The organism is Legionella birminghamensis, assembly GCF_900452515.1.
In the GTDB taxonomy this organism is placed as follows: domain Bacteria; phylum Pseudomonadota; class Gammaproteobacteria; order Legionellales; family Legionellaceae; genus Legionella_C; species Legionella_C birminghamensis.
On record NZ_UGNW01000001.1, the window covers coordinates 1747228 to 1760466 of the forward strand.

Consider the following 13239-nt stretch of genomic DNA (forward strand, 5'->3'; position numbering starts at 1 on the left):
CGAATTCGCGCGGCTTCGACCGGGGGATCCATGTCTGAGTGAGCCTCACAAATTTTAGACAGCCAAACTCAGCTTATATCTCAATTTGGGTTAGACTGTTTCTATTCGTTAGCTAATGCATTTGTGTAGATAGCTATGGGCACCGACCGCGGAGCCTATCTATCCGCTCAAATGGGTCCCGCGGTCTATGCCGCGGGAATTCGATTGGTCTATGGCTGCGGGAATTCGGTTAGCCTTCGCTAGAGAGATCGGCTGGTCTGCTCCCTGGGAATTAATAGTAGTGGATTGATTAATCATCCATCTTTTCAGCATCGGTGCTAAAACAAATAGCAAAAAGCCGGCAGCAATGGCTGATAGGCCCAGGATAAGGAAGACGCGGCTGTATCCGGGATTTGTGAAGGCAGGATCGAAACTATCCATGCCTGCCGTCATCCAGTTTGAACTGTAGCTGGATAGTGTTGCGCCAACCCCGCTGGTGAGCATCCACATTCCCATCATTACTCCTTGAAGGGAAGCGGGTGCCAGGCTGCCTATCATGGCATAACCTATGGGTGAAATTAATAACTCACCTGCGCTTTGTAAAACAAAGCTGCTGATAACCCAGAGCGGTGAAGTTAAACCTCTTGCGTCCGCATGGCTAATGCCCACTGGCAATATTGAAAAGGCAATGCCGATGAAGACCAGGGCGATAGCAAACTGGGTAGGGATATTTACACCGATATTTCTTGACCTTAGCCTGTTAAGGATAATGCTTAAGAGCGGACCTCCCAAAACGATACAGATGGTATTAATATTTTGAAACCACTGAGGCGGGATGGTCACAAATAACCAATGACGCTGCACATTATGATCGATGAAATGAGTCAATCCCATTGGGCCTATTTGATATAAGGTCCAAAACACCACACTGACGGCCATTAGTACAATAAAGGCATAAATTTTTTCACGAGCTGCAGCACTGTCTTGTGCTCGTGCAAGACAGTAAATAACGAGCAGCATTATCGCACCGGTTATTAATACGAGTTTGTTTGCAAATTCTGCAAAATGAAGTAACGGCTGTAATGCCAGGAATAACAGTACAACCATAAGCATGCCCAACAGAAGGGATTTTTTCTGTTTCGGTTTGGATAAGCGTGCATAACTTGTGTCCTTATCCGCCAATGACGACCAATTATAGAGGCAAATCACCAGTGCTATGAGGTTTCCCAGACTGCTTAATAAAAACAGGCGTTCATAGCCCTGAAAAAGCTGGAAATAGCCGCTTAGGCTAAAACCAACGAAGAAACCGATATTCATGCCTGCATAATTATACAAAAAAGCGGTTTCCCTTCGCGTATCCTCAGGCGTGAACAGCTGCGTTAATATGCAGTTGATACAAGTGACATTCAAACCACAACCAGTAAGAAATGCAGCAAGCCCATAATAAAGACAGGTCATGCTTTCTGTTGAGAGCAGAACACAGCCAATAATCTGCGCAAGCATACCAATACTGAATAACATGCGGTTGGAGAAATAACGCCCGCCCATACATCCGCCCAGTAAGTGGAGGGCGAAATTGAAAGCAACGAATACCCCCATAATACTGTTGGCATTCTGCGCCGTCAGTGTCAAAGGGCCCGTCATATAAAGGACCAGGGTAGAATAGAGGACACTAAAGCTTAAAGTAGAGAAAATCTGAATACAAAACAGAGCAAACACACCTTGCGGCCAATTAATTGAAGCTGATTTGATTCTGTCCTCTGCCGGCACAATACATCCTTTTCTTAGATTGTTCCAAATGACTATGCCATGCAATGAGAAAGCTGTCTATGCGGGATCGATAAATTTATAGTATGGGGATATTACTACCTTTATGAGGAAGTATATAATTCATAAAAACTGTATTATTTTTTCTTAACTTAAGCATTCATATAGTCTAAAATCAACTAAGACTGACCACGGTAGAAACAATATGCATAAAAAGATATATCTTACCGGTATTGAGAAACGAGCTGGAAAATCATTTATTTCCCTTGGCATAGTTTCAACCTTCATTGCAGAACAAATTGCCTTCCGCTGTTTTAAGCTTTTCAGTGAAAAAGACGATGCTCAGAAATGCTTATTGGAAAAAACGACCGGTTCACCAGTTCCAGCAATAATGGACGTTAATCAGGCTATTTCCCTGATGCGAACACAGCCGGATGATCTTCTGGGAATGGTTTTAGAGAAAACACAGGTTGAGAATTCATCAGTACTTGATTATTTTGAAGGAACTGATTTTGAAAGCGACAATGATGTTTATGAGTTCCAGTTTAATATAAACATGGCTTATCAGTTAAATTGCTCTTTGTTTCTGGTTGTCTCTTCAAAAGACCGCACACTTGATCATACGCTTGCTGTGTTGAATACAGCAATTGAAATGTGCAAACGCTCGCATGTTGCTGTAGCCGGCATTATTGTCAGCCGCGTTCACGATGAAACGGAAGCAGAATTATTATTCACCGGGCATTTTCCATTTATTCCCTTTGTAGTTATTATTCCAGAGTTTGAACAATTATCCAGCCCATCAGTCCGGGCCATTGCTCAATTGCTAAATGCCGACGTACTATGCGGCAGGAATGAACTGGATCGTCCTGTGCGTGAGTTTACCGTTGCAGCCAAGACTATCGGTAATTTTCTGGAATCACGCTTAGATCGCAATGGTATGCTGATTATTACCCCTGATGACCGAATCGATGTTCTTTTAGGGGCATTGCTTGCCGAGCAGTCCGCAAACTATCCCAAAATCGCCGGAATTGTTCTGACTGGCGGGGAAAAGCCCGGCATCATTATACGAAACATTATTTCCGGTCTGGAACATTGCTTTCCGGTATTGCTGGTAGAATACAAGACCTATGAGACAGCTACCCGATTGTATTCGGCCAAATTTAGCCTGGATGTTTCTGATGAGGGACGGGTTAAAATCGCGGCTCAGGCCATGGTCCCCTATTTATCACAACCTCTCTTAAGAATGCTGAGCAGCAAAGCACATACTCCCTCAATGAGCCCTGCTATCTTCCTCTATGAGTTGATTCGAAAAGCAAGGGAAAGAAAATGCCATATTGTTCTACCCGAAGGAGAGGACAGCCGTATTCTGATTGCGGCTGATTATTTACTTAAGCGCAATGTTGTAAAAATTACCCTGCTTGGTGATCCGCAGAAAATTAAAATGCACTCTAAGCGTCTTGAGCTGGAACTTCCCAATGTCCGCATTATTGATATTGAGAAATCAACTGATAAAGTAATTTTCGCGAATGAATATTTCAAATTAAGACAACATAAAAATATTAATTTTCCTATTGCCCTTGAACGGATGACAGATGTCAATTATTTTGCTGCCATGATGGTTTACATCGGGGAAGCGGACGGCATGGTTTCAGGTGCCGCTCATACTACTGCGGATACAGTCCGCCCTGCCCTGGAGATTATTAAAACAAAACAGGGCATATCCAAAGTTTCCTCAGTTTTTATCATGTGCATGCCTACCCGGGTTTTAATCTATGGGGATTGCGCGATAAATCCAGAGCCGGACAGCCAGACCCTGGCGGAGATTGCAGAGCAGGCGGTCGACATGGCAAGACGACTTGGGATCAGTCCTAAAGTGGCATTATTGTCTTATTCTTCCGGCGAATCGGGTAAAGGGCAAAGTGTTGAAAAAGTAGCAAACGCCATGGATATTCTTCGTAAAAAACATCCCAAATTAGCAGCGGAAGGTCCTTTACAATATGATGCTGCTGTTGATCCCGAAGTGGCTGCGAAAAAAATGCCTGATTCAAAAGTGGCGGGTAGAGCTAATGTTCTTATCTTTCCGGACCTAAACACCGGTAATAATACTTACAAAGCAGTACAGCGAGAAAGCGGCGCCTTGGCCATCGGCCCTGTTTTACTCGGACTTAATAAACCCATTAATGATTTAAGCAGAGGCTGCACACCCCAGGATGTCATCAATACCATTCTGGTGACTGCCATTCAGGTTAACCGGGAAAAATTATGAATATTCTTTCAATCAATGCGGGCAGTTCTTCCATTAAATATAAAGCCTATAGTTTATCAAATAAAAAACATAAGCTTTTGCTTGGCGGTTTGATGGAGGGTATTGGCGAGCCTTTAGGTAAATGGCATCATCATTTTAAAAAAAGTTCAGTGGAAGAACATCAGTTTAGCAACCACGCAGAGGCTTTCGCCTTATTATCTTCCCGCCTGAACTCAGATCTGGTTGATCATCCCATCTCCCGCATAGGTCATCGCGTCGTGCATGGGGGTACGGATTTGTTCGAACCGACTCTTATTACGCCTGAAAAACTTAAACAGATCAAAGAATTAAACTTTCTGGCCCCTATTCATAACCCTGTCAATGTACTGGGGATTGAACTAGCGCAGGAGAATTTTCCTGAAGCAATTCACGTTGCGGTATTTGATACAGGTTTTCATCATCAGATGCCTGCTCATGTTTATCATTATCCAATCAACATGGATGTAAGCAGGCAATACCAAATCAGACGTTATGGATTTCATGGAATTAATCATGAATATGTAGCCAGATGCGCCGCCCAGTTTCTCGATAAGCCGCTCAGTGCCTGTAATTTTATCAGCCTTCACTTGGGAAATGGTGCAAGCGCTTGCTTAATCAAACGGGGAGTATCTGCTGATACATCAATGGGATTAACCCCACTGGCCGGCCTGGTCATGGGAACACGTTGCGGTGATATTGATCCTGCCATTCCTCTCTACCTCCTGGATAAAGGCCTTAGCGCCGGTGAAGTTGACTCGTTATTAAACAAAAATAGCGGTCTTTACGGGATTGCCCGGGATAATGACATGCGCAATCTGACAAAGCGCTTTGCCGAAGGCGATCCGGATGCAAAATTGGCAGTTCATATGTATGTGTATAGTATCCAAAAGTTTATCGGTGCTTATTTAAGCCAGTTAGAACAGCTCGATGCCCTTATTTTTACCGGCGGTGTCGGGGAAAATGCTTCATTAATCCGTAAAATGATTTTGACCCCGTTGAAGCATTTCAATTTTTTTATCGATGAAGAAAAAAATGCTGAAACAGTGGAGGCTTGCCTTAATATCTCGGATGTTGGCCATAATATTCTGGTTATACGGGGTGATGAAGAAGCAATGATTGCGGAAAAGGTCTTTTCTTTAAAAGAATGATGGCAACCCCGAGTCTCATATTCTGCATCCAGGCCGCCTGACCTGACCGCCCCCGAATCCCCGCGGTCAAAGCCCCGGAAATTCGGGGTTCAGCTGACTAAGCGCGAACCTTCAGGCACTCATCCAACACATCAACTGCAGCTTCCTGAGTCAATCGAATTTCTTCTTTTTGATGCGCAGAGGAGACAAAGCCGGCTTCATATAAAGAAGGTGCAAAATACACGCCTTTTCTTAGCATGCCATGATAAAAGCGTTTGAACAGTTCTTCATCGGATGAGGCGATGTCCGCATAGCTAAAGACCTGTGGGAGTTCACTAAAGCAGAAACCAAACATTCCCCCTAAAGAGGCTGAACAAAACGGAACATTCAGAGACTTTGCTGCTTCAGCCAAAGCCTGAATCAATGCTTTGGTAGTCAAGTCAAGATTCTCAAAAAAACCAGGCTTTTCAATCTCTGTCAAGGTTGCCAGGCCAGCAGCCATGGCCAGAGGGTTGCCAGACAAAGTTCCAGCCTGATAAACCTTACCTTCCGGAGCAAGATGGCTCATAATGGACGCCTTGCCGCCAACCGCACCTACCGGCATGCCTCCGCCAATCACTTTACCCAAGGTAGTTAAATCAGGTTCGATGTTGAAAACAGACTGCGCACCTCCCAAGGCGACACGAAATCCAGTCATTACTTCGTCAAAAATCAGCAAGGCATTATAGTGATCACAAAGCTCGCGTAAACCATTAAGGAATTCTGGGCGAGGTAGAACAAAGCCCATATTGCCAGCAACCGGCTCAAGAATAACTGCTGCAATGTCATTTTGATATGTTTCAAATAACTGGGCCGTGCAGGCGAGATCGTTGAAGTCTGCAGTCAGGGTATGCTCTGTAATACTTGCAGGAATTCCAGGAGTTGAAGGGATGCCCAGCGTTAGCAGGCCAGATCCTGCTTTAACCAATAAGCTATCATTATGGCCATGATAACAGCCATTAAACTTGATAATTTTATTCTTGCCGGTAAAGCCTCTGGCTAATCGAATAGCGGTCATGGTGGCCTCTGTGCCAGAATTAACCATTCGTACTTTCTCAATGGAAGGCATTAATTGAATAATTTTCTCTGCGAGGCGAACTTCCAACTCAGTAGGCGCTCCAAAACTCATCCCATTTTGTAAAGCCTCAGTAACTGCTTCGATGACCTTGGGATGACAATGGCCTAAAATTAAGGGGCCCCATGAGCCAACATAGTCGATGTAATGACGGTTATCCGCATCGATTAAATAAGCGCCCTTCCCCTGTTTAAAAAAAACAGGCTCTCCACCTACCCCTCTGAATGCACGAACAGGCGAATTAACACCGCCAGGAATTACGGCCTGAGCCTCATTGAAAAGTTGTTGCGAATAACTCATGACTACTCCTTGCCTAAGAAAGGACTTAATTCTACCTTTTTTTAACCATTTGATCAAAAATAACCACCCACCTATACTTGTAACTTTACAAGACTATAGACAATCGTTAAATTACAGCTTTTTTAAATTTAGAGATTCTTATCCATGCAGGAATTCAAAAAATACATTTGTGTCATTTGTGGCTTTATTTACGACGAACAGGAAGGCTGGCCCGAAGACGGGATTGAGCCGGGTACTCGCTGGGAAGATGTTCCCGAAAATTGGTTCTGTCCAGATTGCGGTGCCGGGAAAGAAGATTTCGAGATGATTGAAATAGAAGAATAATTTTAGATTCTCCGCAGTTTTCACAAATTATTGCTATTCTTGAAATATCCGGGAATAGTTAATCGCTTTTTCCAGACAGCTAGAAAAAGCGATTATAAGTGAAGGCGCTAATGAATCAGTTAGAACAACTCAAGCAATATTCGGAGATAGTTGCCGATACAGGCGATATTCAACTGCTCAAACTATTTCAAACCCGTGATGCTACCACCAACCCGAAACTGATCCTCGATGCAGCATTGAATACTGGTTACCAGCCAATATTAAATAAAATTCTCGCAGAATCGAAACAGGACGATAACTCTGGCTATCCGCAATCCATCCGCTTTGCCGCAGGCTTTATTACAGAAATTGGTGCAGAACTCTTACAGATTATTCCTGGCAGAATTTCAAGCGAACTGGATCCTCGTTTATCCTTCAATACAAAAGAAACGGTGAGGCGAGCGCAATACCTGATATCTCTCTATGAGAAGAAAGGCATCTCTCGAAACCGGATTTTAATCAAAATAGCTGCCAGTTGGGAAGGCATTAAAGCAGCGGAAGAATTGGAAAAACAGGAAATTCATTGTAATTTGACACTGGTTTTTTCATTAATTCAGGCAGCCGCCTGCGCTCAGGCCAAAGCGACATTAATCTCCCCTTTCGTAGGCAGATTAAACGATTATTTTTCCAGCCATAATATTCCATCCCCTCAATCGCCTGGGGTAGAGTTAATACAAAGTATCATTAACTATTATACGGGCCACTCAATGTCTACTGAAATCATGGCAGCCAGTTTTAGAGACAAGCAACAGGTGCTCTCAGTGGCAGGAGTCAATTTAATGACTGTTCCACCTGATATTTTAAATGAACTGATGAAAAGCGACGATCCTGTAACCAGGAAGCTTCAATATATTGCCTCAAACCCTGAACCAGCATTAATTAATTATTCCAACCGAGAGGAGTTTTTACAGGCACTGGCACAAAATAAAGCAGCTTATGCACTTTTGAAAGACGGTATCTTTAAATTTACCAAGGCTTTTCTTAAACTAAGGCAAATCGCTTTTCAACAACCTAAAATAAAGCTTTTATTTTCTGTCCTGTCTGCAAAAATTTCGCAGTCCTTGAAGATGTAATGAATACAATGGCTTAAAAGCCCGGTAAACCAGGTTGCCATTGCCTCAAGATGAAAGACCTTAATCTGCAACGTACTTATTTACTGGCTTTTCTTTGTTTGCGTCGAGAACGTCTAAATATATTGAGCAATTCCACACTAATTGAAAAACCCATAGCAAAATAAATATAGCCTCGCGGAACATGAAAAGAGAAGCTGTCGGCAATCAGAACCGTCCCAATCAGAATAAGGAATGATAAAGCCAGCATTTTAATGGTTGGATGTTTATCAATGAAACGGCTGACAGACTCACTGGCATAGATCATAACCAAAATAGCACAGGAGATTGCAATCGCCATTACCCAAAAGCGGGTAGTCAACCCAATTGCCGTTAAAACACTATCCAGCGAAAATACCACATCCATTATTGCAACTTGCGTAATAACACCTTTAAATGTTGTTTTTCTGGTCGACTTATTAATCATCATTGCAGGTTCTTCACCCACTTCATCATGAATTTCCTGAGTAGCCTTAACAATTAGAAATGCGCCGCCAGCGAAAAGAAAAATATCCCGTCCAGAAAAAGAGAATTCCCCAATTGAAAATAATGGATGCTGAAGTTTTGCCAGCCAGATTGCTGAAGCCAGCAAACATAATCGGGTTACCCATGCAAATGTAAGTCCCCATCGCCTCGCGGATCGGCGTTGTTCTGCTGGTAATTTTTCAGTCAGTATCGATAGAAAAATCAGATTGTCTATCCCTAAAACAATTTCCAATATAATTAGCGCTAACAGACTAAAAATAATTTCCAATATATCCATTTCTTAATTCTCATCGGCTTGAAAACGTGACTATAAAAGCTGAACTTTTAACAGGAATAAACATCTGACTTAAATTTACACATAACCATTTCACTTTATTACATATCTTAGCTATAATAGACAGCGTTATACAATCTTTATTTAGGTGACCACAATAATTAAGTTAATCAAAAAGCTGCTGCGGAAGAGCAGAGGAAAGCATATTCCCATTGAAGCCAGCTTCATTATACCGCGCAGTCATCATAATGTTTCGAAAACGGATATTAGCCCAAATGCCTTGAAGGTTTTAAATCGCCTGAATGGTGCAGGGTTTCAGGCCTATTTGGTAGGTGGAAGCGTCCGGGATCTGTTATTAGGCCAGGCTCCTAAAGATTTTGATGTTGCCACTAATGCTACTCCTAATCAAATAAGAAGTTTATTCAGAAACGCCCGCATTATTGGCCGCCGCTTCAAATTAGTTCATATCATTTTTCACCGTGATATTATTGAAGTAGCTACATTCCGCGGTAATCAGTCAGTTGATGAAAGCCAGGAGGTCAATGAACGCGGCATGCTGGTTCGTGATAATGTCTATGGCAGTCTTGACGAGGATGCCTGGCGCCGGGATTTTACCGTGAATTCACTTTATTATAACATTGAAGATTCTTCGATAGTGGACTTCACCGGCGGTGTCGAAGACATCCATCGCAGGCAACTACGCATGATTGGTAATCCTGACGTTCGCTATCAGGAAGATCCTGTCCGAATGCTGCGCGCGATTCGCTTTAGCGCCAAATTGAATTTTGATCTGGAAGCGGCAACTGCAAAGCCATTAAAGAAAATGAGCTCACTGATTCGTCATGTTTCCAGTTCAAGGTTATTTGATGAAATAACCAAACTTTATCAGTGCGGCCAAGGTGAAGCTGTTCAACGCCTTCTGATTGAGCATGGATTATTCGAAGAGTTATTTACACAAACCTCCCAGCTGCTCAGCTCGGAGTATCCAGTCAGTGCATTATTAGGTATTGCACTGGAAAGTACTGATACCAGAATCCAGGGCAATAAGCCGGTAACTCCAGCATTCCTGTTTGCCGTACTACTATGGTTCCCTTTGAAACGACAGGCCAGTATTTATCAAGAGGCAGAAAATTTGCCACCTTTAGCGGCACTTGAAAAAGCAATGAACCATGTTATTTTTGAGCAGAATAAAGTCATTGCTATTCCCAAACGCTATACCCAGGTCATTCGTGAAATCTGGCTTCTCCAATTCCGCTTTACCAAGCGGCATGGAGGCCGGGCGTTTAATCTTTTACAGCACCCTCGTTTTAGAGCTGCTTTTGATTTTCTAGCCTTACGTGCACTTGCTGGTGATGAGTCTATGGATCTTGCCCAATGGTGGACGAGTTTTCAGGATGCTGACGAGACACGACAGCATGAGATGATCAGCGAAATATCGCCTCCGCCTTCGCGCAAACCCAGACGAAGATACCGAAGCAAATCGGTTTCATAATGATTTGCTATCTAGCTTTGGGGAGTAATTTGAAAAGGCCTGAAAGGCAAATCCGAACTGCCATTCAGGCAGTTGCCCGTTTACCCAAAACCCGGCTTCTAAAAAAAGCCGGGTTTTATAAGAGCCTCGCCTGGGGCAGAAAAGTACAACCTTCATTTTGTAACACGGTTGTTCAAGTCAAAACTCAGCTATCCCCTTTTGTTTTGCTGCAGAAATGCCAACAAATTGAAAAAAGATTTGGTAGAATTCGAAGAATACGCTGGGGCTCCCGCACATTGGATATTGATATACTCATTTTCGGTTCAATTGACTCACAACACCCGGAGCTCCAAATCCCACACCCTCGCTTGTTAGAGCGCGACTTTATGTTCCTTCCTTTACTGGAAATTGCACCGGATCTTTGTCTACCCAACGGCAGTAAGGTTTCTGACTCAATCGCCAAATACCCCATTCGAACCTGCTTTACATCGAAATAACAAAACATGCATTAGCTGCCCCATTTATTGACAACCCATCCCGCTACTGAATAAAATACAGGCTTTCAAGCTTGGTGAAATGGGTAATGTCTCGAACTTTAATGCACGCGGAGCAAATAATAAAATTGCTTGGTACTTATTACAATATTGATTGCTCAGCTTATAGGAATATCAAATTCCAGGATATGAATGATTTTATTTATTTTTCCCAGAATAAAAACAAGAATAATTTTGAACCTTTGGATTATATCCCCACTGAAAAAGAATTTATAAAAAACGAACCATTGCGAACACTAATCATTTCAATCTTAATTAGCGATTCTTTCGCATTTATGAATGAACAAACTTTAATCTCAGCAGACTATTTCAAAAGCAAATTATCAAAAGTTCAGGATTACGTTAAAAGCAGTTATCCCTCCTACACGCCAGCGCAACGTGCCCTGAAAGTGGATGCGATAGAATTCCTGGTCTGTCAAATGATTGGTTTAAGGTTGGTTAAAGAAATCAGAGCGCAAAATATTCCATTTCCTTTTGAAAAAATAAGCCAGCTTGATGCTGCAAGTGATTTGAAAGATTTACAAAAACTTTTAACTCAGATTCGCAGCGGAAATGCCAAGCTTAGACCAGTGAAGTTCGATAGCAGCTTTCCACAAGACATGGCTGGCGCTATGCTTTCACGGAGCTATACCCACTTACAGCGTTATGCAGTCAGTACTGGGCGGCGGGGAGATGCAAATCATTCCCCCATCAGTGTATGGAGTCAGGACAACATGACCTCCATGTTCTGTGGAATTCTTCGTCAAAAAGCAATGAAGGCAAGAAGGGCAACAGAAACACTGGATTCCTATCAATTTGACAGATTTTCTATGGAGCTCACACCAGCGAAAATCCGATTTGAACTTATGAGAAAATATGGTGTCAATCAATCCCATCCGCTTTATGTAGGTGTTCTGATTCATTTTCTGACAAAGACATACAATGCAGATATTAAACGCTATCTTGACTTGTGCATGGGCTGGGGCGATCGCCTTGTTGGTGCATTTGGCGCCGCCGTGCTGGGTCTCGAGCGCTATGTAGGCACAGATCCTAACACCAGCTTGGAGTCGGCCTATAAAGGGCTTGTTGACGAGCATCAGCCACAAGGCTTTCAATCCTTCATATACAATAAGCCAATGGAAAATTGCACCTCCGCGGAGCTTTGTCCGAATAATCAGACTAATGAATTAATGTATACTTCTCCCCCTTATTTTAATTTAGAAAAGTATCCAGGAAATAATCAATCCCACGTTCTGTATAATAATTACGAAACATGGCGTGAAAATTTTCTGTATACATTGATTAAACAAGCATGCAATGGACTGAGCGTCGGTGGATTTATTGCCATTGAAATGGGTAATGCTGTGAATAAATCGTTCAACATTTCAAACGATATCCGAAGCTATGTAAGCAAATGCATATTCCTGCAGGGACTTGGCGAATTTTTAAATACGCGCGGAAAAATCTCTACCCCAACCATATTATTTCGTTTTACTGGTGACAATCACTTGGAAGCTCCCTTCTGCTTACCCACAACAGAGGCAACCAGTTTTACACAATCAAGCGACGAATTCGCTGCTGCATCTGCTTTGCTGGACATGTCTTCGCCAATATTCCAGGATCATCTGACAGATGATACGCAGGAGCCTTTATCGAAACGATCGGTTGATTCTGGGGGTAATGAGGAGAATGCCAATGTCAAGAAATTAAAGCCGGCCGCAATGCGCTCAGAACACAAAATAAGTACTGCAATGATGCTGGTGAAAAAAGGATTCCTCTCTATCAAACAAACTTCTTATTTACCTCCCGCAGAACCTACGGATACACCGGGGGACATATTCACCTTCCCTGCATAAATACCAATAAGCTGGGCTATAAATCTCAGCGAAGTCGAATCCGCAGGTTGTTGTTTTATATTAAAGAAACTACAATGATAGAGACAATTGTTTTATGGATGATGCTATCGTGTATAAAAAAATCCTACACGCGACAGACTTAAGGGAAAATCATATGGCATGGTGCCAGCAAGCGGTTAAGCTGGCGAAAGCATTTGATGCACAAATTTATTTTCTTCATGTAATTGAACCACCCAAATCACTTCAATTTGCACAAAGCCTAGGATTTGCTGAAATTGCCAAGCCTTCCAAGGAGGATGCACAAACGGTTATGGGTTTGCTAGGTGAAAGTCTGGATGTTCCCGTTGCGCAACAGTATATTGAAATTGGTTCTGCCTCTCAGCACATTTTAGAGAAAATTAATGAATTAGGCTGTGATTTAGTCATTCTAGGCAGCCATAGCTCCAATATGCCTTCCTTTTTAGGCAGCACGGCCAATGCAGTGATGCATCATGCGGCTTGTGATGTGCTCACTTTAAGAAGCGGCTTGTAAAGACTCTCCACCCTACCGGCACTATGCTGGATTGCTTCACTTTG

Annotated in this window: 11 protein-coding genes; 8 read left to right on the forward strand and 3 right to left on the reverse strand. The window is 42.7% G+C overall.

The window, feature by feature from the left end:
- Positions 1-159 precede the first annotated feature (159 nt).
- Positions 160-1749, reverse strand: coding sequence for a peptide MFS transporter (locus tag DYH42_RS07415; protein WP_065232793.1), 1590 nt, complete (start codon positions 1747-1749; stop codon positions 160-162).
- 202 nt (positions 1750-1951) lie between these two features.
- Here DYH42_RS07415 and pta point away from each other — a divergent pair, with 202 nt between their 5' ends.
- Positions 1952-4012 (forward strand): phosphate acetyltransferase, encoded by a 2061-nt coding sequence (pta, locus tag DYH42_RS07420; RefSeq protein ID WP_058522933.1) that lies wholly within the window; start codon positions 1952-1954, stop codon positions 4010-4012.
- Positions 4009-5178, forward strand: a complete 1170-nt coding sequence (locus tag DYH42_RS07425; RefSeq protein ID WP_058522932.1) for an acetate/propionate family kinase — start codon at positions 4009-4011, stop codon at positions 5176-5178. The genes pta and DYH42_RS07425 overlap by 4 nt, the downstream gene beginning before the upstream one ends.
- A 97-nt stretch (positions 5179-5275) precedes the next feature.
- Here DYH42_RS07425 and hemL read toward each other — a convergent pair whose 3' ends face one another.
- Complete coding sequence (gene hemL, locus DYH42_RS07430) at positions 5276-6571, reverse strand: glutamate-1-semialdehyde 2,1-aminomutase (RefSeq protein WP_058522931.1); 1296 nt, start codon at positions 6569-6571, stop codon at positions 5276-5278.
- 144 nt (positions 6572-6715) lie between these two features.
- Here hemL and DYH42_RS07435 point away from each other — a divergent pair, with 144 nt between their 5' ends.
- The gene (locus tag DYH42_RS07435) at positions 6716-6895 is read left to right on the forward strand and encodes a rubredoxin (RefSeq protein ID WP_058522930.1); all 180 of its coding nucleotides are present in this window, start codon (positions 6716-6718) and stop codon (positions 6893-6895) included.
- Positions 6896-7005: 110 nt separating this feature from the next.
- On the forward strand, positions 7006-8007 hold the full coding sequence (locus DYH42_RS07440; RefSeq protein WP_058522929.1) for a transaldolase family protein: 1002 nt from the start codon (positions 7006-7008) through the stop codon (positions 8005-8007).
- Positions 8008-8083: 76 nt separating this feature from the next.
- Here DYH42_RS07440 and DYH42_RS07445 read toward each other — a convergent pair whose 3' ends face one another.
- Positions 8084-8806 carry a TerC family protein gene (locus DYH42_RS07445; RefSeq protein WP_058522928.1) on the reverse strand — a complete coding sequence of 241 codons (723 nt, stop codon included), beginning with the start codon at positions 8804-8806 and terminating at the stop codon, positions 8084-8086.
- Positions 8807-8981: 175 nt separating this feature from the next.
- Here DYH42_RS07445 and pcnB point away from each other — a divergent pair, with 175 nt between their 5' ends.
- The 4 genes from pcnB (at position 8982) to DYH42_RS07465 (ending at position 13195) form a co-directional block, all read left to right on the forward strand.
- Entirely contained in the window at positions 8982-10295 is a 1314-nt protein-coding gene (gene pcnB, locus DYH42_RS07450) for a polynucleotide adenylyltransferase PcnB (protein ID WP_058522965.1), read from the forward strand.
- Positions 10295-10771 carry a 2-amino-4-hydroxy-6-hydroxymethyldihydropteridine diphosphokinase gene (folK, locus tag DYH42_RS07455; protein ID WP_058522927.1) on the forward strand — a complete coding sequence of 159 codons (477 nt, stop codon included), beginning with the start codon at positions 10295-10297 and terminating at the stop codon, positions 10769-10771. The genes pcnB and folK overlap by 1 nt, the downstream gene beginning before the upstream one ends.
- Before the next feature lie 185 nt (positions 10772-10956).
- Positions 10957-12663, forward strand: coding sequence for a hypothetical protein (locus tag DYH42_RS07460; RefSeq protein ID WP_218564101.1), 1707 nt, complete (start codon positions 10957-10959; stop codon positions 12661-12663).
- 94 nt (positions 12664-12757) lie between these two features.
- Positions 12758-13195 carry a universal stress protein gene (locus DYH42_RS07465; RefSeq protein WP_115317000.1) on the forward strand — a complete coding sequence of 146 codons (438 nt, stop codon included), beginning with the start codon at positions 12758-12760 and terminating at the stop codon, positions 13193-13195.
- Positions 13196-13239 lie beyond the last annotated feature (44 nt).

Coding starts and splice junctions, on each gene's coding strand:
- pta (WP_058522933.1), top strand. CDS start 1,952: ATGCATAAAAAGATATATCTTACCGGTATTGAGAAACGAGCTGGAAAA.
- DYH42_RS07460 (WP_218564101.1), top strand. CDS start 10,957: ATGAATGATTTTATTTATTTTTCCCAGAATAAAAACAAGAATAATTTT.
- folK (WP_058522927.1), top strand. CDS start 10,295: ATGATTTGCTATCTAGCTTTGGGGAGTAATTTGAAAAGGCCTGAAAGG.
- DYH42_RS07425 (WP_058522932.1), top strand. CDS start 4,009: ATGAATATTCTTTCAATCAATGCGGGCAGTTCTTCCATTAAATATAAA.
- DYH42_RS07435 (WP_058522930.1), top strand. CDS start 6,716: ATGCAGGAATTCAAAAAATACATTTGTGTCATTTGTGGCTTTATTTAC.
- hemL (WP_058522931.1), bottom strand. CDS start 6,571: ATGAGTTATTCGCAACAACTTTTCAATGAGGCTCAGGCCGTAATTCCT.
- DYH42_RS07445 (WP_058522928.1), bottom strand. CDS start 8,806: ATGGATATATTGGAAATTATTTTTAGTCTGTTAGCGCTAATTATATTG.
- DYH42_RS07440 (WP_058522929.1), top strand. CDS start 7,006: ATGAATCAGTTAGAACAACTCAAGCAATATTCGGAGATAGTTGCCGAT.
- DYH42_RS07465 (WP_115317000.1), top strand. CDS start 12,758: ATGGATGATGCTATCGTGTATAAAAAAATCCTACACGCGACAGACTTA.